21 protein-coding genes are annotated in these 19514 nt (G+C 65.3%); 10 read left to right on the plus strand and 11 right to left on the minus strand.

What is annotated here, in order from left to right:
- Positions 1-21 precede the first annotated feature (21 nt).
- From hda to PQU89_RS05765, 7 genes are all read left to right on the plus strand, one after another.
- Positions 22-699, plus strand: coding sequence for a DnaA regulatory inactivator Hda (hda, locus tag PQU89_RS05735; protein WP_189372719.1), 678 nt, complete (start codon positions 22-24; stop codon positions 697-699).
- A 6-nt stretch (positions 700-705) separates the two neighbouring features.
- Positions 706-1374, plus strand: coding sequence for a histidinol-phosphatase (locus tag PQU89_RS05740; RefSeq protein ID WP_272765022.1), 669 nt, complete (start codon positions 706-708; stop codon positions 1372-1374).
- Positions 1375-1391: 17 nt separating this feature from the next.
- Positions 1392-1919, plus strand: a complete 528-nt coding sequence (locus tag PQU89_RS05745) for a GNAT family N-acetyltransferase (protein ID WP_272765023.1) — start codon at positions 1392-1394, stop codon at positions 1917-1919.
- A gap of 14 nt (positions 1920-1933) precedes the next feature.
- Positions 1934-2803 carry an ATP-binding protein gene (locus PQU89_RS05750; protein ID WP_272765024.1) on the plus strand — a complete coding sequence of 290 codons (870 nt, stop codon included), beginning with the start codon at positions 1934-1936 and terminating at the stop codon, positions 2801-2803.
- A gap of 226 nt (positions 2804-3029) precedes the next feature.
- Entirely contained in the window at positions 3030-3890 is an 861-nt protein-coding gene (gene motA, locus PQU89_RS05755; RefSeq protein ID WP_272765025.1) for a flagellar motor stator protein MotA, read from the plus strand.
- Between the two features lie 93 nt (positions 3891-3983).
- Positions 3984-4928 carry a Nudix family hydrolase gene (locus tag PQU89_RS05760; protein WP_272765026.1) on the plus strand — a complete coding sequence of 315 codons (945 nt, stop codon included), beginning with the start codon at positions 3984-3986 and terminating at the stop codon, positions 4926-4928.
- The gene (locus tag PQU89_RS05765) at positions 4925-5359 is read left to right on the plus strand and encodes a hypothetical protein (RefSeq protein ID WP_272765027.1); all 435 of its coding nucleotides are present in this window, start codon (positions 4925-4927) and stop codon (positions 5357-5359) included. The genes PQU89_RS05760 and PQU89_RS05765 overlap by 4 nt, the downstream gene beginning before the upstream one ends.
- Before the next feature lie 546 nt (positions 5360-5905).
- On the opposite strand, the gene PQU89_RS05770 is transcribed toward PQU89_RS05765, so the two are convergent.
- Entirely contained in the window at positions 5906-6460 is a 555-nt protein-coding gene (locus tag PQU89_RS05770; RefSeq protein ID WP_272765028.1) for a hydrolase, read from the minus strand.
- A 140-nt stretch (positions 6461-6600) separates the two neighbouring features.
- Between PQU89_RS05770 and PQU89_RS05775 the strand changes: the two genes are divergently transcribed.
- The 3 genes from PQU89_RS05775 (at position 6601) to PQU89_RS05785 (ending at position 11020) form a co-directional block, all read left to right on the plus strand.
- Complete coding sequence (locus PQU89_RS05775; RefSeq protein ID WP_272765029.1) at positions 6601-9432, plus strand: FAD-binding and (Fe-S)-binding domain-containing protein; 2832 nt, start codon at positions 6601-6603, stop codon at positions 9430-9432.
- 134 nt (positions 9433-9566) lie between these two features.
- A complete protein-coding gene (locus tag PQU89_RS05780; RefSeq protein ID WP_272765030.1) occupies positions 9567-10625 on the plus strand; it encodes a GNAT family N-acetyltransferase in 1059 nt (352 codons plus the stop codon).
- Positions 10626-10627: 2 nt separating this feature from the next.
- Complete coding sequence (locus PQU89_RS05785; protein WP_272765031.1) at positions 10628-11020, plus strand: hypothetical protein; 393 nt, start codon at positions 10628-10630, stop codon at positions 11018-11020.
- A gap of 90 nt (positions 11021-11110) precedes the next feature.
- On the opposite strand, the gene PQU89_RS05790 is transcribed toward PQU89_RS05785, so the two are convergent.
- From PQU89_RS05790 to PQU89_RS05835, 10 genes are all read right to left on the minus strand, one after another.
- Positions 11111-11479, minus strand: a complete 369-nt coding sequence (locus tag PQU89_RS05790) for a hypothetical protein (RefSeq protein ID WP_272765032.1) — start codon at positions 11477-11479, stop codon at positions 11111-11113.
- Positions 11463-11912, minus strand: coding sequence for a 50S ribosomal protein L9 (gene rplI / locus PQU89_RS05795; protein WP_047967361.1), 450 nt, complete (start codon positions 11910-11912; stop codon positions 11463-11465). Before rplI ends, PQU89_RS05790 begins: the two co-directional genes overlap by 17 nt.
- A 21-nt stretch (positions 11913-11933) precedes the next feature.
- Positions 11934-12161: a 30S ribosomal protein S18 gene (gene rpsR / locus PQU89_RS05800; RefSeq protein WP_047967360.1), complete on the minus strand. Its 228-nt coding sequence runs from the start codon at positions 12159-12161 to the stop codon at positions 11934-11936.
- Positions 12162-12165: 4 nt separating this feature from the next.
- Positions 12166-12483 (minus strand): primosomal replication protein N, encoded by a 318-nt coding sequence (gene priB, locus PQU89_RS05805; protein WP_272765033.1) that lies wholly within the window; start codon positions 12481-12483, stop codon positions 12166-12168.
- On the minus strand, positions 12484-12861 hold the full coding sequence (gene rpsF / locus PQU89_RS05810; RefSeq protein WP_272765034.1) for a 30S ribosomal protein S6: 378 nt from the start codon (positions 12859-12861) through the stop codon (positions 12484-12486).
- A 148-nt stretch (positions 12862-13009) separates the two neighbouring features.
- Positions 13010-13216, minus strand: a complete 207-nt coding sequence (locus PQU89_RS05815) for a heavy-metal-associated domain-containing protein (protein ID WP_272765035.1) — start codon at positions 13214-13216, stop codon at positions 13010-13012.
- 32 nt (positions 13217-13248) lie between these two features.
- Positions 13249-13551 (minus strand): metal-sensitive transcriptional regulator, encoded by a 303-nt coding sequence (locus tag PQU89_RS05820; protein ID WP_272756938.1) that lies wholly within the window; start codon positions 13549-13551, stop codon positions 13249-13251.
- A gap of 3 nt (positions 13552-13554) precedes the next feature.
- Positions 13555-15081: a multicopper oxidase family protein gene (locus PQU89_RS05825; protein ID WP_272765036.1), complete on the minus strand. Its 1527-nt coding sequence runs from the start codon at positions 15079-15081 to the stop codon at positions 13555-13557.
- 171 nt (positions 15082-15252) lie between these two features.
- Positions 15253-15999, minus strand: coding sequence for a 23S rRNA (guanosine(2251)-2'-O)-methyltransferase RlmB (gene rlmB / locus PQU89_RS05830; protein ID WP_047967355.1), 747 nt, complete (start codon positions 15997-15999; stop codon positions 15253-15255).
- A gap of 210 nt (positions 16000-16209) precedes the next feature.
- Complete coding sequence (locus PQU89_RS05835) at positions 16210-19392, minus strand: sensor domain-containing protein (RefSeq protein ID WP_272765037.1); 3183 nt, start codon at positions 19390-19392, stop codon at positions 16210-16212.
- Between the last annotated feature and the right edge of the window lie 122 nt (positions 19393-19514).

Genomic DNA, 19514 nt, shown 5'->3' on the forward strand with positions numbered 1-19514 from the left:
CTCTATTTAGAACCTTGCCGCATGTTGGATCAGCTCGTCCTCGACCTCAGCCCCACGCCCCTGCCCGGGTTTGACAACTTTCTTGCCCAGCGCAACAGCGAAATCATCGCCGCGCTGACCGCGGAAGGCGGGGAGCGCTTCGTCTACCTGTGGGGCGAACCCGGCTGCGGCAAGACCCACCTGCTGCAGGCGTGGATCGCCCACGCCGAACTGCTCGGCCGCGCCTCGATCTACCTCGATGCCAAGCACGAACAGCTGCCCGACTTCGCCCGCGAGGCCAGCTTCATCGCCGTCGACCATGTCGACGAACTGGCGCCGGACGACCAGATCATGCTGTTCTCGATCTACAACTCGCTGAAGCAAAGCGGCGAAGGCCGCCTGCTGATGGCCGGGCACCAGCCGCCGATGCAGGCACCGGTGCGCGACGACCTGCGCACCCGCCTCGGCTGGGGCCTGGTGTTCGAAGTCAAGGCGCTGTCCGACGACGACAAGCTGGCGGCGCTGCGCCACCACGCCGCCGAACGCCAGCTGGCCATCGGCGACGACGTGTTCCGCTACCTGCTCACCCACTGGCGCCGCGACCTGTCCAGCCTGATCGGTATGCTGGACATGCTCGACCGCTACTCGCTGGCCATGCGCCGCCCGATCACGGTGCCGCTGGTCAAGAACGTGTTACAAACCGCCCCCACCGAAAGCTGAAGCACTATGAATCTTGCCCTGTTTGACCTGGACAACACCCTGATCATTGGCGACTCCGACAGCGAATGGCCGAAATTCCTGATCAAACGCGGCATCCTCGACGCCGAGCACCACGCGCGGCAGAACGACTACTTCTACGAGCAGTACAAAGCCGGCACGCTGGACATCTACGAATTCCTCGACTTCCAGCTGGCGCCGCTGACCCGCTTCTCGCGCAGCGAGCTGGACACCCTGCACGCCGAGTACATGGAAGAGCACATCAAGCCCATCATCCCGCAAAAGGCGCGTGCGCTGCTGGCGGCGCACTTTGCCCAGGGCGACGAGGTAATGATCATCACCGCCACCAACCGCTTCATCACCGGCCCCATCGCCCGCGAACTGGGTGTGGAACACCTGATCGCGGTGGAGCTGGAAGAAGACGGCAACGGCAACTTCACTGGCAAGCCGAGCGGCACCCCCAGCTTCCAGGCCGGCAAGATCACCCGTCTCAACGAATGGTTGGCCGCACGCGGCGAAACGTTGGACAGCTACGACAAGGTGTTCTTCTACAGCGACTCGCGCAACGACCTGCCACTGTTGTCCATCGTCAGCAACCCGGTGGCGGTCGATGCCGACGACACCCTGAAGGCGCACGCCGAAGCCCACGGCTGGCCGGTAATCACCCTGCGCGACTGACACGACCCGGAGCCAGCATGCCGATCGACACTTTCCGTACCGCCACCAGCGACGATGCCGATGCCATCGCCGATCTCGTCAACCGTGCCTACCGCCCGCCAGCCGGTGCGGCCGGCTGGACGCATGAAAGCGAGCTGGTCGCCGGCGCGCGGATCGATGCCGGACAAGTGCGGCTCACGCTGGCGCAACACAACTCCCACATCCTGCTGGGGCTGCAGCAGACGCGGCTGTGTGCCTGCGTCAACGTGATGGCGGACGGCGACGGCTGCTATATCGGCATGCTGGCGGTGGACCCGGCACTCCAGGCCAGCGGGCTGGGCAAGCAGATGCTGGCCCACGCCGAACAGTTCGCGCGGCAGCACTTCCAGGCCAGCTACTGCCACATGACGGTGCTGTCGGCACGGCCGGAGCTGCTGGCCTACTATCTGCGCCGCGGCTACCACCAGACCGGTGAGTACCAGCCCTTCCCGCACGACGCCAACGCCGGCACGCCGCTGCGCGCCGACCTGCGGATCGAAGTGCTGCGCAAAACCCTGACCGACTGAATCAAGGGCCCCCGATGGACCGACTCGAAGCCTTTCTCACCCGCGCCGAAGCGATGCTGGCACGGCTGGAGCCACTGCTGCCACCGGCCGTACCGGCCACCGACTGGAGCGCGCCGGCGTTCCGCTGGCGCCGCCTCGGTGCCAGCGCCTGGCTGGAGGCCATCCACCAGCCGCACAGCGTGGCGCTGGAGGAGCTGATCCATATCGAACGCCAGAAGCAGCGGCTGCTGCGCAACACCGAGCAGTTCCTCGCCGGTCGCCCCGCCAACAACGTGCTGCTCACCGGCGCACGGGGCACCGGCAAGTCGTCGCTGATCAAGGCGCTGCTGGGGCAGTACGCGGCGCAGGGCCTGCGCGTGATCGAGGTCGACAAGGCGCAGCTGCCTGACCTCGCGCAGATCGTCGATGCCGTCGCGGCAAGACCGGAACGCTTCATCCTGTTCTGCGACGACCTGTCGTTCGAGGAAGGCGAAGACAGCTACAAGGCGCTGAAATCGGCGCTGGACGGCGGCCTCAGCCACCGTGCGGCCAACCTTTTGGTGTACGCCACCTCCAACCGCCGCCACCTGATGCCGGAAAAGGCCAGCGAGAACCGCGAAGGCTGGCTCAAGGACGGCGAGATCCACCCCGGTGAAACCACCGAGGAAAAAGTGTCGCTGTCCGACCGTTTCGGGCTGTGGTTGTCGTTCTACCCGTTCGACCAGGACGCCTATCTCGCCGCCGTGGCCGGCTGGCTGGCGCACTTCGGCCTCAAGCACGGCAAGCACAGCGAACGCGCCGCCCTGCAGTGGAGCCAGCTGCGAGGCAGCCGCTCCGGCCGGGTAGCATACCAGTTTGCCTGCGACTGGGCCGGACGCAGCAGCAAGGAGCGCCGCGCCGAGTGAGCCTCTTGCCGATTGCCGGGCCGTTCCCTAGTCTTGAGTCCGGGCAGCGCGGCATATGCAACGCAATTCGGGCGCCGCGCGGTAAAAATGCACGGCGCTTGCCGCGATGCAATATCATGTCAGCGATCCGGTACCGGCGGGCCTGCGTTCTGCCGCCGCCCGACACCCTGCGCCAGTGCGCAGCCGAACAACCATCCTCACCGCCCCATTTCAGGAAGTCTTGCTTATGAATGTCATCGTTGGTTATGTGATCACGCTGGGCTGTATCTTCGGCGCCTACATCGTGCACGGCGGGAACATGACGGTCATCATCAAGGCGCTGCCTACCGAGATGCTGGCGATTCTGGGCGGCGCCATCGGCGCCTTCGTGGTCAGCAACCAGGGCAAGACGTTGAAAGCGGTCAAGGCCGCGCTGCCGGGCGCGTTCAAGGGCTCCAAGTACACCAAGGCGCGCTACATGGAGCTGCTGTCGCTGCTGTACGAGATCATGGTCAAGATCCGCAAGGAGGGCCTGATGGCGATCGAGAACGACGTCGAACACCCGCACGACAGCCCGCTGTTCAGCAAGTATCCGAATATCGCCAACGACCACCACGTGATCGAATTCCTGACCGATTACCTGCGCATCATGGTGTCCGGCAACCTCAACGCCTTCGAGATCGAGAACCTGATGGACAACGAGATCGAGACCCACCACCACGAGGCGGCGATGCCGGCCTCGGCGGTGACCAAGCTGGGCGATGCGCTGCCGGCCTTCGGTATCGTGGCGGCGGTGCTGGGCGTGGTCAACACCATGGGCTCGGTCGGCCAGCCGCCAGCCATTCTCGGTGGAATGATCGGCAGTGCGCTGGTCGGTACCTTCCTCGGCATTCTGCTGGCCTACGGCGTGGTGTCGCCGCTGGGCTCGCTGCTGGAACAGAAGGTCGAGGACAGCACCAAGGAATTCCAGTGCATCAAGACCACGCTGCTGGCCAGCCTGCAAGGCTATGCGCCGCAAAGCGCGATCGAATTCGGCCGCAAGGTGCTGTACTCCACCGAACGCCCGTCGTTCAACGAGCTGGAGCAGCACGTCAAAGGCGCCAAATGATCCGGCTAGCCCGCGACGCCGCCGCTGCCTGTCAGCGGCGGCGTTTTGCATGCTGCCCTTCCCCATTGCAATACCTCATCCGGGATCCCGATCATGTCTGAATCCAAACCTGTCATTTCCGTTGTCGCCGGTGCGCTGATGCACGCCGACGGCAGCTTCATGCTCGGCAGCCGGCCGGCCGGCAAACCCTACGCCGGCTACTGGGAATTCCCCGGCGGCAAGGTCGAGCCCGGCGAAACGCCGCTGGCCGCACTGGTGCGCGAATTCCGCGAGGAAATGGGTATCGAGGTCCGCCACGCCACGCCGTGGCTGACACGCACCCACCACTACGAGCACGCCTCGGTGCACCTGCGCTTCTTCCGCATCTGGGCGTGGCAAGGCACACCGCAGCCGCACGAGGGGCAGTCCTTTGCCTGGCAGACGCCGGGCCATCACAGCGTCACGCCGATGCTGCCGGCCAACGACCCGGTGCTGCGCTCATTGCAACTGCCGGACGTGCTGCAGATCAGCTGTGTCAGCGAGTGCGGCCGCGACCACACGCTGGAAGTCCTGGCGCAACGCGACAATCCGGGCTGGGTCATGGTGCGCGAGCCGCAAAAGAGCCGCGAACAGCTGGCCGACTTTGTCGCCGAAGTGGCCGACATCGTCCACCCCAGAGGCGGCAAGCTGCTGGTCAACACCGATCCGGCGTGGATCAAGGGCTGGCCGGTGGACGGCCTGCACCTGAACAGCCAAAGGTTGGCCGCACTGGACGAACGGCCGCCGCACCTGGCCTGGGTCGGCGCCTCCGCCCACAGCAGCGCGGAACTGGCACGCGCCGCCGCACTCGGCCTCGACTACGCGCTGCTCGGCCACGTGCAGCCTACCGCCAGCCACCCGCAGCAAGCGGCACTGGGCTGGGACGGCTTTGCCCGACTGCTGCAGGACGAGATCCCGCTGCCGGTATTCGCCATCGGCGGCCTGCAGGCGGCGGATCTGGCGCACGCCCGCCAGCACGGCGCACACGGCATCGCGCTGATGCGGGGAGCGTGGCGATGAAGGCGCTCAGCCGCAGGCAATGGCAGTTCATCGCGCTGGCACTGCTGGTATTCGCCGCGCTCAAGGTGGCGCTGATCAGCTGGTATCTGCAGCAGCGCCAGCCGGCGGCGCCGGCCGTCACCAGCGTCAGCTGCAGCAAGCTGCAGCAGGGCTGCCCGCTGCCGGACGGCAGCGTGCTGCGCTTTGTCGACGGCCCGCGCCAGCGCAGCCCGTTCACGCTGACGCTGAGCAAGCAAGGCGGCGAGGCGCCGACGGCGGAGTTCTCGATGCGCGACATGGACATGGGCTTCAACCGCTACCGCTTCGTCGATGATGGCGATCACTGGCAGGCGCGCGTCACGCTGCCGGCCTGCGTCACCGGCAGCCCGGACTGGCTGCTGGACCTGCACCAGGACGGCCACATCTACCATATCGCCTTCCGCGCCAGCTAGCGCCGTCGCCCGGTTCTGCTGCAGCGCCGGCCTGACACGTCGCTGCCTGCCGGCGGCAGCCGCGGCGGATCCGGACGGCCCATCGGAACAGGTGTTGCGCGACATCAGCCTGGTAAACGGCCCGGCAGGAAAGCACCTGTCAGGGCCGTTTTTCACAGGCGGTCATCGCACCGGACCGGCATCAGCGATAACAGCCGGATACAAGCCCCCTGAGCTGGCACACCCCTTGCTAAGTACTACCCTGCTCCACGGAGCGACAGGTGTTGTTCTTCGTTTACCGCGTGGTCCGATCGACCAAACGCTCGGTTGACGAAGCTTTTTTGCACAATAGTGGTGCAGCTAAGCCACCCGAATTGGTGCAATGCGCCAATTCGGGGCTTCTTTTCCGGATAGTCACACGGCGTCGGCACGACGACGTGCAGGGTTAGATAGAGGGAGAACCAGAACGGCTCAGCCGTCATCTCAACAAGGCAAGGTTGGCCGCAAGCGATTGCGGCCAACCTTTTCCTTTTTGGGGCCGACGGCGCATCGGCCGGCGGCGCTCCCTCAGGACGGCTGCGCGCCCACCAGGTAACGCTTGCTCATCTGGCGGAACAGCTCGGTGCCGGACACCTTCAGCGCCTCGAACAACACCATCTCGCGCGTCACCAGCACCGCGCCGGCATCGCGCATGCGCTGCAGGCCGACGTCGCGATCAATCTGGCTGCGGCTGGACACCGCATCCACCACCACGAACACCTGCTTGCCGTGCGCCAACAAGTCCAGCACCGTCTGCAGCACGCAGACATGGGTCTCCATGCCGCACACCACCACCTGCGGCCGCTGCAGCAAGTCCGGCGGCAGGCACTGGCTGGCGACGCACGAAAAGTGCAGCTTGCTCACCACCGTCGCACCCGGTGCCGCAGCCAGCAGCAACGGCGAGGTATGCCCCAGTCCCTGCGGATACTGCTCGGAAAACACCACCGGCAGCCCGACGTCGTGCGCCGCCGCAATCAGCCAGCGGCAGCGCGCCAGCATCCCTTCGGCATCCAGCACCGCCGGCAGCAGTTTTTCCTGGATGTCCACCACCAACAGGGTGGCCCGTTCCTTGTCGATCAGCATGATTTGTCCTCCATGGCTGCAAACAGCTTAACCGCTTGCCATAAACAAGGGCAAACCCCTGATGGGAAAGCGTTTGTGTTGTGGCAACATCGGGGCTGACCAGAACAGAACAGGCCGGCCGCGGCCACACGGAGAGTCTCATGCTGCAAGGTGCCTATCGCGAATTCCATCAACGCATCCTGGAAGTGCTGCCCGCGCGCCGGGTGTTCAGCGACCCGCTGTCGACGCTGGCCTACGGCACCGATGCCTCCTGTTACCGGCTGACGCCCAAGATCGTCATCAAGACTGAGCACGAGGACGAGGTGCGCGCCATCCTGCGCGAGGCCGCCAGCCTGCAGCTGCCGGTCACCTTCCGCGCCGCCGGCACCTCGCTGTCCGGCCAGGCGGTGAGCGATTCGATCCTGGTGGTGGCCAGCCACGGCTGGAAAGGCCTGCAGGTGCTGGATGACGGCGCCGCCATCCGCCTGCAACCGGGGGTGATCGGTGCCGAGGCCAATGCCGCGCTGCTGCCGTACGGCCGCAAGATCGGCCCCGATCCGGCCACCATCAATTCCGCCATGATCGGCGGCATCGTCAACAACAACTCCAGCGGCATGTGCTGCGGCACCGCCGAGAACAGCTACCAGACGCTGAAATCGCTGCGCCTGCTGTTGGCCGACGGCACGCTGCTGGACAGCGGTGACGCCGCCAGCGTGGCGGCGTTCCGCGTCAGCCACGCCGGCCTACTGGCACAGTTGGCCGCGCTGCGCCAGCGCGTGCTGGACGATGCCGATCTGGCCGCCAAGATCCGCCGCAAGTACAAGATGAAGAACACCACCGGCTACAGCCTGAACGCACTGCTGGATTTTGCCGACCCACTGGAGATGCTGACGCACCTGCTGGTGGGCAGCGAAGGCACGCTGGCGTTCGTGTCCGAGGTCACCTACCACAGCGTGGTGGAGCACCCGCACAAGGCGTCGGCGCTGGTGTTCTACGACAGCATCAAGGCCGCCTGCGACGCGATTGCCATCCTGGCGCAGCACAAGGACGTGGTGTCGTCGGCCGAGCTGCTGGACCGCGCCAGCCTGAAATCGGTGGAGAACAAGGCCGGGGTGCCGGACTTCATCAAGACGCTGGGGCCGGACGCCGCCGCCATCCTGATGGAAACCCGTGGCGCCAGCCCGGAGGCGATTGCGGCCAACGTGGCGGCCATCAGCGGCTTTATCCAGCACATCGCCACCGCAACCGGCATCCGCTTCACCAGCGACGTGGCCGAGTACACCCAGTACTGGAACATCCGCAAGGGCATGTTCCCCAGCGTCGGCGCCATGCGCGCGGCGGAAACCACAGTAATCATTGAGGACGTGGCCTTCCCGATCGAGCATCTGGCCGAGGGCACGCTGAAGCTGCAGGCGCTGTTCAAGCAGTTCCACTACGACGAGGCGATCATTTTCGGCCACGCGCTGGAAGGCAACCTGCACTTCGTGTTTACCCCCAACTTCAGCGGCGCGGAGGAAATCGCCCGTTATGAGGCGTTTATCGACGCGGTGTGCCAGCTGGTGGCGGTGGAGTACGAAGGTGCGCTGAAGGCCGAGCATGGCACCGGCCGCAATATGGCGCCGTTCGTGGAAATGGAATGGGGCCCGGCCGCCTATCGCCTGATGCAGGAGATCAAGGCGCTGTTCGACCCGCAGGGCATCCTCAACCCGGACGTGATCATCACCCGTGACAAACAGCTACATATCCGCGACCTGAAGCCGATCCCGGCGACCAATCCGCTGATCGACAAGTGCATCGAGTGCGGCTTCTGCGAGGTGATGTGCCCCAGCCGCGCCATCACCCTCACCCCGCGCCAGCGCATCGTCGCCAACCGCGAGATGGCGCTGCTGGAAAAACAGGGCGACAGCGAGCGGCTGGCCGAGATCCAGGCCGCCTACCAGTACGCCGGCGATGAAACCTGTACCACCTGCGGCCTGTGCGAAACCGCCTGCCCGGTGGGCATCAACACCGGCAGCCTGACCAGCCTGATTCGCGAGGCGCAGCTCTCCGACATCGGCTGGGCCACCGCCAACACCCTGGCCGACAACTTCGCCACCGCCGCCAGCGGCGCCAAGCTGGGGCTGAAGGCGCTGGACACCCTGCACGCGGTGGCCGGCGATGCCGCCACCGGCGCCATCATGCGCGGCCTGCGCAAGGTGGTTGGCCGCAAGATTCCGCGCTGGACGCCGTACTTCCCGCGCGCCGCCGGCAAGCTGCAGCTGACCAGCGGCCAGGCCGGCAGCGCACGCAAGGTGGTGTACCTGCCGTCCTGCCTGACCCGCACCTTCGTGCCGTCCGCCAAGGCGCCGGATGCGCGGCCGCTGAACGAAGTGGTGGCCTCGGTGCTAAACAAGGCCGGCTATCAGCTGCTGTACCCGGACAACCTGGCCAATCTGTGCTGCGGCACGCCGTTCAAGTCCAAAGGTGCCACCGAGGCGGCGCAGAAGAAAATCAACGAAGTGGAGGCCGCGCTGCTGGCCGCCAGCGACAATGGTCGCTGGCCGGTGCTGATCGACAACGGCGTGTGCACTGCGGCGCTGCTGGACGGCGTGCAGGACCCGCGGCTGCGCATTGTGGATGTGACGACGTTTGTACAAGAGGAAGCGGCGCAGTACCTGCAGTTCAGCCCGCAGGACGAGACCGTGGCGCTGCACGTGGTGTGCTCGATGCGCAAGAAAGGCCAGTCCGCCACCCTCAACGCGCTGGCACGCCGCTGCGCCAAGACGGTGATCGAGCCGGCCGGCATCACCTGCTGCGGCTTTGCCGGCGACAAGGGTTTTTCGCACCCGGAGCTGAACGAGAGCGCGCTGAGCGGGCTGAAACAACAGGTTTCCGGCTGCTGCGGCGGCTTCTCCACCAGCGCCACCTGCGAGATCGGCCTGTCCAGCCACAGCGGCATCCCCTACCAGCACCTGATGGTGCTGGTGGATAGCGCGGCGCAGCCGCTGCGCTAAGCCGTAGCCACGCCCCACTTGCGGCCACAACGTTGGCCGCACGGGCAGTTGTCACCGCGCCCATCCTCATGCCATGGTGGCTGTCTTGGGGTGCGGCCAACCGCTGTCGCGCCCGGTAACAGCGAAAGCCGCCCATGCACTACCACATCCGCCGCCTCGCCCCGACCGACGCCACCGCCCTGCACCGCCTGCGCACCAGCCCCGGCGTAGTGCGCAATACCCTGCAGCAGCCGTTCCAGTCGCTGGCCAGCGTGCAGCAATTGCTGGACAACTTTCCGCCCCACATCCACGCGCTGGTGGCCTGCACGCCGGATGGTGAACTGGTGGCCTGCAGCGGCCTGCATCTGACCATCCCGCCACGGCGCCGGCATACAGCGCTGCTGTTCCTGATGGTACGCGACGACTGGCAGGGCAAGGGCGTCGGCGGCGCGCTGCTGTCCGCGCTGCTGGACTACGCCGACAACTGGCTGGATCTGAAGCGCATCGAGCTGGACGCGGTGCACGACAACCATCGCGCCATCGCACTGTATGAACGCTACGGCTTTGCGCACGAGGGCGTGGCACGCGGCTTCAATCTGCGTGAAGGCTTGTACGAGGATGCGGTACTGATGGCGCGGCTGCGCTTTCGCCCCGGAGAGCATGCGGCCAGCACCAAGCCCGCCGAACCCGCCACCCGGCCGGCGCCGCGGCAGGACACGCCGCGCCAGGCATTCAGCCTGCGCCACAGCGAGCTGGACGACGCAGCCGGCGTGGCAGCGCTGATGGCACACGACAGCACCCAGAGCAATACCCTGCAACTGCCCTATCCTGACGAGCGCAGCTGGCGGCAGCGCCTGGACGGCGGCGACCTCGGCCTGGTGGCGGAAACGGAGGATGGCAGCATCGTCGGCAATGCCGCCATCTGGCAACCCAGCGACAACCCGCGGCTGGCGCACATTGCCGAGCTGGGCATCATCGTGCACCCGGCGCAGCACGGTCAGGGCGTGGGTAGTGCGCTATTTCAGGCGCTGCTGCGGCAGGCCACCGACTACCTGCCCTACCGCCGGCTGCAGCTGAAAGTGTTCAGCGACAACGTGCCGGCGATTGCGCTGTACGAAAAACACGGCTTCGTGACCGAGGCGCTGCTGCGCGGCGACGGCCTGCGCCATGGCGGCTATCACGACAGCCTGCTGATGGCGCGGGCAGTAAAGTAGCCATGCGCCTGCGTCGTCTCGCCGCCTATCTGTGGGCGGCGCCCTGCTCGCTGCTGGGGCTGCTGCTGGCGCTACCGCTGCTGTTGTGCGGCGCCCGTGCCAGCCGGCAGCACGGCGCGCTGGAGATCGCGCTGTGGCCAGATGACAAAGTGCGACGGCTGCCGTTCGCCGCCATCACCTTCGGCCACGTGATCATCGGCCAGAACCGGCTGCTGCTGGCGCGGCTGCGCGCGCACGAGCAGGTACATGTGCGCCAGTACCAGCGCTGGGGAGTGTTGTTTCTGCTCGCCTACCCCGCCGCCAGCCTGTGGCTGTGGTTGCGCGGCAGGCGGCCGTACCTAGACAACCCGTTCGAGGTGGAGGCGCGCCGGCTGGGAGATGTAGAACGGGACTGACAAGGCCGGCCAGCCATGGCAGCGGCCAAGGTTGGCCGCAAAACAAAAGCCCCGCGCGGGCGGGGCCATTCTGCAGCGGACGGGATCGGCTCAGCGTTTGCCGAAGTGATACGGCGACAGCTTGTAGTACGGGTTCAGCGGATGCCAGCCGGACAGCACCTTGCCGTGCTGAAAACGCGGCCGGATCGCGCCGCTGACAAAGGCCAGCACGCCACCAAACAGCGGAAAAACAAAGAATAATAACAATACTGCAGCAATTACCAGTTCCATCATCGCGCCCTCCATTGATCTGTTGGCATTATGCGCCAAGCGAGGCAAACGGGCGTTCGAGAACAGGACATTGACGTTGTGCAATGCGACATAAAACGGCGTCGCCGGCAGGTGGTCATGAAAAAAGCCGCCCGAGGGCGGCTTTTCTTTGTTGCGGGCAGTGCTGTCTTGCTTAAACGGCAGGAACAACCACAACCTTGATCGCAACCACAACGTCGTGGTGCAGAGCGATTTCGACGTCGTACTCGCCGATGGCCTTCAGCTGGCCGTTTGGCAGACGAACTTCGAAACGCTTGATGGCAACGCCGGAAGCAGTAACGGCTTCAGCGATGTCAACGTTGGTTACGGAGCCGAACAGGCGACCGTCAACACCGGCTTTTTGCGCGATGGTAACAGTAGCTTCGTTCAGTTTTTCAGCGCGGACTTTGGCATCTGCCAGAATTTCAGCCTGTTTGGCTTCCAGCTCGGCACGGCGAGCTTCGAATTCTTTCAGGTTGGCTTCAGTTGCACGCTTGGCTTTGCCTTGTGGGATCAGGAAGTTACGGGCGTAGCCGTTCTTCACGTTTACCACGTCACCCAGGGTACCCAGGTTGGCGACTTGTTCGAGCAGAATGATTTGCATCTTGTCGGTCCTTTCCCGGTCTTAGTGCTGGTCAGTGAATGGCAGGAAAGCCAGGAAGCGCGCGCGCTTGATAGCTTCTGTCAGTTGACGCTGGTAGCCAGCCTTGGTGCCGGTGATACGAGCCGGGATGATTTTGCCGTTTTCGGCGATGAAGTCTTTCAGCAGATCGACAGACTTGTAGTCGATTACTTTGATGCCTTCCGCGGTGAAGCGGCAGAACTTCTTGCGCTTGAAGAGTTGACGTGCCATTTGATTAACCTTTTACAAATTCAACGTGTTCGATATGCAGAACCAACCGGGGATTACGTAAACTACGCTGACTGAGAAAACCGGTGCAATGCACCACATTTCCTGCCATCTTTCCTGCCATTTTTCTGGCACCCTCCCCCAGCAGCACAGCCTGTATTTCACAGACCACATCACGTTCAAGGTTGGCCGCACTTTGGCGGGATTGATGTCTGAGCCACATTTCCAGCACCGGCAAGCCGGCGGGCGTGCATCTCAGCGAGTCTTCGCGTTCGACCGTCGCGGTCAGTTCAATTCGGTTCTGCAAGGAATCGGTTACCGCCAATTAGGCAGAAACTTCAGCCTCGGCTGCAGCTGGCTGGTTTTCCAGCAGGCTCTTTGCCTTTTCGTCCTTCATCATCGGGGATGCTTCGACGATAGCGTGATTCATCTTGATGGTCAGGTGACGCAGAACGGCGTCGTTGAACTTGAAGGCGTGTTCGATTTCAGCCAGAGTCTCGGTAGCGCATTCAACGTTCATCAGCACGTAGTGAGCTTTGTGAACTTTCTGGATTGGGTAAGCCAGTTGACGACGGCCCCAGTCTTCCAGACGGTGAATCTGACCGCCAGCGTTCAGGACCATGCCCTTGTAACGCTCGACCATTGCGCCAACCTGTTCGCTCTGATCCGGATGGACGATGAACACGATTTCGTAGTGCCGCATGTGAACTCCTTGTGGCTATAAAACCCTTCGTCATGCGTAATAGCGAAGGGCAAGGGTTAAAAGCTGAAGATTGTACGGACTTATGCGCCGTGCCGCAATGTCGCGGCACGTATTGCGTGCTTTTGCCGTGCCGTCTGTGGCAAAGCGCTCAGCCGATCACGTCGAAACCGGCGTTTTCGATGGCGTTGCGCAGTGCGCCCTCGTCGGCCTGGTCGTCGTGCTGCACGCTGACGCGCTTGCTGGCGAGATCGACCTCCACCTCGGCCACGCCGGGCACACCGGCCAGTGCCTTCTTGATGCTGTTGGCGCAGCCGCCGCAGGTCATGCCGTCGACAGTCAGAATCAGGTTTATCATATTCGTTCTCCAGTCCGGATATAAAAGTTGCGTTAGCGCATTTTCTTGAACAGGGCCATCACCTCGGCGATGGCCTCGTCGCTGTTGCCTTCGTTCACCGCACGGGCCACGCAGCCCTTGAGGTGGCTTTCCAGCAGCTGCTGCGCCACCGCGTCCAGCGCCGAGCGCGCGGCGGCGATCTGGGTCAGCACATCGACGCAGTAGCGGTCGGCGTCGATCATGCCGGCCACGCCGCGCACCTGCCCTTCCAGCCGCGCCAGCCGTTTCAGCAGCGCCGCCTTGTCCGGCTGCACTACCCGCTTGTCGCTGCAGCAGTCATGTTGCGAGTCGTCCATGGTTTACCTCGGCAAAAAGTCGATTTGCGCCATCATGCCCTGGTCTTCATGCTCCAGGATGTGGCAGTGATACATGCGCAGGCCGGGCAGCGCCTGCACGAAGCGCAGCCGCACCATCTCGCCGGCCGGCACGTTGACCACGTCGCGCCAGGCGAGGAAGGGCTCGTCTTCCCAGATGCCGTCCACGCTGCGCGCCAGGACCTGAAACTGGGTGCCGTGCAGGTGGAAGGGATGGTCCATGTGCGCGTCGGCCACCACTTCCCACTCTTCGATGCGGCCAACCTCGCCGGTGCCATCGATGCGATTCATGTCGTAGCTGCGGCCGTTGATCAGGAACGGCGCGCGGACGTCGGCCATGTTTTCCGACAGCACGATGCGGCGGCGGTGGCCGGGTGCGCCCAGCGGCGCGATGTCGCGCAACGTGGCCGGCAGCACCAGGGTTGGCCGCATGCCGTGCTCGACGACACTGGCCAGCGTTTCGTCCTGCATCTGCTCCGCGTGCATGCGCTTGCCGCGCACATAGGGCTGGCTGATGAGGCCGGCCGGCTTGCCGGCGTGAAAACGACCGGTGACCACCACTTCGGCACGCTCGCCCGGCGACAGCAGCAGGCTATCGATGTCGCGCGGCGCGGCCAGCAGGCCGCCGTCGCTGCCGACCAGCTGCAGCTCGTGCGCAGGCAGCGCCAGCTTGATGATGCGGCTGCTGCTGGCGTTCCAGATGCGCCAGCGCTGGCGCTCGCCGCGGGCCAGCGCGATCTGTGGCTGCCACGCGCCGTTGATCAGCAGGAACTGGCCTTCGCGACCGTCGTGCAGGTCGGCCATGTCGTTGCCCGTGATCTGGCCGTTGTCGTCCAGCTTGAGGTCGGACAGCAGCAGGTGTTTTTCCGGCAGGTGGCGCAGCGGGTCGCGCTTGCTACGGATGATGACGGCGCCGGCCAGGCCGCGGTAGGCCTGTTCCGCGGTATGGCCGTGCGGATGCGGGTGATACCAGTAGCTGCCGGCACAGTCGTCCGGCAGGCGGAAACGGTAACGGCGACTGCCGCCGGGCGGCACCGGATCGTGCGGGTTGCCGTCCTGCTCCGGCGGCACCGGCATGCCGTGCCAGTGGATGGTGGTCGGCTGCGGCAGCCGGTTGTCGAAGGCGAGCTCGACCTCGTCGCCCTCCCACAGCTCCAGCAGCGGGCCGGGCACGCTGCCGTTGTAAGCCCAGAACCCGGTACGACGCTGGTCACCCCACAAGGCCACCGATACCGGCGCGGCGGCAAGACGGCCGGAAAACTGTCCGGCGACGACGGCCTGGTTGGCCAGCGGCTGCAAGGCCGGCAACGGCTCGCCACGCGGCAGCTCCAAGCCGCTGCCGCTCTTGGCGGCGGCGGCTGGCGCCATGCTGTGGCCCATGGCCGCGTGATCCATCGCCGCATGATCCATGGCGGCGTGATCGGGCACGCTGCTGTCGGCCCACGCGCCACGACTGACAAACGGCAGACCGGCCAGCACACTGCCGGCCTGCAGGAAAAAGCGACGCTTCATGACTGGCTCCTGTTCAATGACCATTATCTTATACCCCCATAAGGTATATAAGCAATGACCAAACGGGTGGCAACAAGTTCAGGCGCCCGGCTGGTCGTCGTGCAAGGCAAGGCAACAAAAAGGCCGCAACGCTTGCACGTTGCGGCCAACCTTGTCGCTCGCGGCGACGGCTTACGACGCCTTCAGCACTCGCTGGCGGCGGCTTTCGGACAGCACCATGCCGGCGGACACCGACACGTTCAGGCTCTCGACAGTGCCGAACATCGGGATCGACACCAGCACGTCGCAGTGTTCGCGCGTCAGGCGGCGCATGCCCTCGCCCTCGGCGCCCATCACCCACGCCAGCGGACCGCTGCCGTCGAAGTGGTACAGGTCGGTGCTACCCTCCATGTCGGTGCCGGCAATCCACACCCCGGCGTCCTTCAGGTCGCGCAGCGTGCGCGCCAGGTTGGTGACGGTGATGTAGGGCACCACCTCGGCGGCGCCGCAGGCTACCTTGGATACCGTCGCGTTCAGCGTCGCGGAGCGGTCCTTCGGCGCGATCACCGCGTGCGCGCCCATGGCGTCGGCCACGCGCAGGCAGGCACCGAGATTGTGCGGGTCGGTGACGCCGTCGAGGATCAGCAGCAGCGGCGGCTCGGACAGGTTTTCCAGCACGTCGTCGAGGGTGACGAAGTTCTGGTTGGCGTCGATCATCGCCACCACGCCCTGATGGCGCGCCTTGCCGGTCATGCTGTCCAGGCGCTCCTTGTCGACGATATGCGCCTTCACGCCCTCGGCGGCGGCTTTCTCCAGCACCGCCTGCGCGCGCACGTCCTGACGGCCGCCGGCCAGAAAGATTTCCAGTACGCTTTTCGGGTTTTGCCACAGGCGGGCATTGACGGCATGGAAGCCGTGAATGAGTTTCTTGTTGCTCATGAGGCATCACCAGTAAAAATCAAGCGCGCATTGTAGCGCTTTATTCGCCCACGCATGACAGCCGTGCTCAGGAGCTGTTCACACTCCCGCGAGCCAAGGCCGGACCCGGCGGAAGCGGTCAGAAAAGTGCGTGGCGGTTGAGATCAACACGCATGTTTTGACCAGTGCCAACGCCGGATCACGAAGGCGCCGCCGGTTGTGAGCCGCTGCTCAGGCCAGGCTGGCCTGGCAGCGCTGCTGGTGCTTGAGCAGCCAGCTGGCAAGGTTGGCCGCCGGCAGCGGCTTGCTGAAGTAGTAGCCCTGCAGGATGGCGCAGCCGTTGAGACGCAGGAAGGCGCCCTGCTCCGCGGTTTCCACGCCTTCGGCGATCACGGTGTAGTGCAGCTTGCGCGCCATGGCGATGATGGCCTCGGTGATGGCGGCGCTGTCCTCGTCGCCGGGTAGGCCCTCGATGAAGGAGCGGTCAATCTTCAGGTAGTCCAGCGGGAAGCGCTTCAGGTTGGACAGCGAGGAGTAGCCGGTGCCGAAGTCGTCGATCGACAGCTTCACCCCCAGCGCCTTCAGCTCGCCCAGCAGCAGCACCGCTTCCTGCGGGTTCTGCATCAGCATGCTCTCGGTGATCTCCAGATCCAGTCGCGCCGGCTCCAGCCCGGTGTTGGCCAGCACCTCGGCCACGTCGTGCAGCAGACTCTGCTGTTCGAACTGGCGCGCCGACAGGTTCACCGCCAGCCGCGGAATGGCCAGCCCCTGCGCGTCCCACGCCATCATCTGGCGACAGGCCTCGCGCAGCACCCAGGCGCCGATCGGCTTGATCAGGCCGGTCTCCTCCGCCAGCGGGATGAAGCGTGCCGGCGACACCAGCCCCAGATGCGGATGGCGCCAGCGGATCAGCGCCTCGACCCCGACCAGCTGGTGATCGTCGCCGGCCACCTGCGGCTGGTAGTGCAGCTCGAACTCGCCGCGCTCCAGCGCCTGGCGCAGGCCGCTTTCCATCAGCAGCCGCTCGAAGGTCTGCGCGTTCATCTGCGCGTCGAAGAACTGGTAGGTGTTCTTGCCGGCCTCCTTGGCACGGTACATCGCGGCGTCGGCGTTCTTCAGCAGCGCGGCGGCGTCGACGCCGTCGTTGGGGTAGACGCTGATGCCGATGCTGCCGCTGACGAACACCTCGTGGCTTTCCACCCGCATCGGCCGCGCCAGCGCGTGCAGCACCTCTTCCGCCATTCGCGCCAGCGTCTCGTGGTTGTCGAAATCGCGTACCAGCAGGGTGAACTCGTCGCCGCCCAGGCGCGCCACCATGCCGAAGCGCTCCGCCGCCTGCAGCAGCCGCCCCGCGATCTCGTGCAGCACCTCGTCGCCGGCCTGGTGGCCGAAGGAGTCGTTGATCAGCTTGAAACGGTCGAGGTCGATGAACATCAACGCCATGGTCGGCAGCGCCTCGTCCGGGCTGGCGATGGCGCTGTCCAGCGCCTCGATCAGCGCCGAGCGGTTCGGCAGCCGCGTCAGCGGGTCGTGGCTGGCGAGAAACTGCAGCCGGTCTTCCGCCTGCTTGCGGCCGGTGATGTCGGAGAACACGCCGACGTAGTGCGACAGTGCGCCGTGACCGTCGCGCACCGCGCTGATCGACAGCTCGGCGGTGTACGGCTCGCCGCACTTGCGGCGGTCGAACATCTCGCCCTTCCAGAAGCCCTGCTGGTTGAGGGCGTCGATCAGCGGCTTGTTGCGCTCGCGGTTGGCGGTTTTCAGCATGCGCGAGGTGCGGCCGATGGCCTCGTCGGAAGCAAAGCCGGTAATGCGGGTAAAGGCCTGGTTGACCATCACCACCGCGCCGTCACCGTCGGTGACCAGGATGCCTTCGGTGGCGTTGTCGAATACCGTTGCGGCCAACCTCAGCTCGGCGCTGGCAGCCACGCGCTCAGAGATGTCCATCACCACGCCGATGATCGCCTTCTTGCCCTGGTAGTCGAACAGCCGGCTGTGGATCTCGACATCGACGATGTCGCCGCTCTGGTGCAGTAGGCGCGTGGTGTAGTGCATTACCAGGATGTTCTCGCGCATGCGGCGGCGGATCTGCTGGCGGATGCGCTCGTCCTCGCCGGCCACCAGCACCGAGGTGATCGAGCGGCCGAGCAAGTCGTCCGCTGCGTAGCCGACCAGGTCGGACAGCTTGGGATTGACGTAGACCAGGGTGTCGCCCTGCACGATGTAGATGCCGATCAGCGACTGCTCCACCACCGCGCGGTATTTCTCCATCGCCTCGTGGCGCTGGCGTTCTTCTTCCTCGCGCTGGCTGATGTCGACCGAGATGCTGCCGACGCCGGCCGGCAGGCCGTCGCTGTCGAACAGCGGGAACACGCTGGACAGCATCAGGTAGTGCTTGCCGCCGCTGCTGATGCGCTGCTCGAACTGGCGCGACTCCAGGCTGTGCATCACCTGCAGGTCATGGCTGTTGATGCGGGCCGCCTCGTCGGCGTCGAACACGTCGCGCGAGGTCTTGCCCTTGAAGTGCTCGGCCGGCAGGCCGAACAGGCGGGCAAAGTTGAGGTTCACCAGCAGGTAGCGGCCGTTGGTGTCCTTCAGCGTCATCAGGCTGGTGCTCTGGTTGAGCAGGGATTCGAACTGCGCGCGCACGTCGCGCAGCAGGCGTTCGCGGCGGCGGTAGAGATCACCCATCACCGCCACACCGCACAGCAGGCCGGCGCACAGCGCCATGGTCAGCGCCGCCTGGGTGTCGTGCAGCACCGCCCAGCCCGGCACGCCCAGGCGCAAGGGCAGCGACAGCAGCAGCAATCCCAGCGCCAGCAGCCCGCTCTGGCCGACGCTGCCGTAGCGCGGCGCGGCGAACACCAGCAGCGGCAGCAGCAGGATCAGGCTGTACAGCAGTTGCGGCTGGCCAAACGGCAGCCACAACAGCGCAAAACCGCCGGCCATCAGCGCGCCCAGCCACAGCGTGCGCAGCTGCATCGCGCTGCTCGGTGCCGGCGTGAACAGCAGGCCGCAGAACAGCAGCAGCGACAGCCACGCCAGCGCAAACCAGCCCAGCCACTGCAGCGGAGGCGCCATTGACGCCAATGCCAGCGGCAGCACGATCAAGAGCGCCGGCAGGCACAGGCGCAGCATCAGCCGCTCGATGCCGAAGGCGCTGTACAGACGGAAATGGCGCGGCGGCAGCACCTGGCGCAACACCAGCAACGGCAGGCACAGCGTGGTGCTCCACACCAGTGCCGGCAACGGCGGCAGCAGCCACAACGCGGCGACGACGCCCAGCGCGCACCAGGCAAGGCCGGCGCGCAGGCCGGCACTGCCGGCGCGCCACGCCAGCGCCCCGTGCGACAGGAACATCGCCGGCAACAACGGTGCGGCCAACTGCGCGGGCCACGCATAAATGCCGGCCACGAAAACGGCGAACGCCAGCAAGGCGTTCCGAGTCTGTCTCTCCACTGCTCCCCTACCCTTATCAGCTGATGGCGTATAGCCTGCCTGCCCGGCAAAGGGCCGGGAAAACAGTGTTTCCTGAG

The organism is Vogesella indigofera, from assembly GCF_028548395.1.
GTDB classification, from domain to species: Bacteria; Pseudomonadota; Gammaproteobacteria; order Burkholderiales; family Chromobacteriaceae; genus Vogesella; species Vogesella indigofera_A.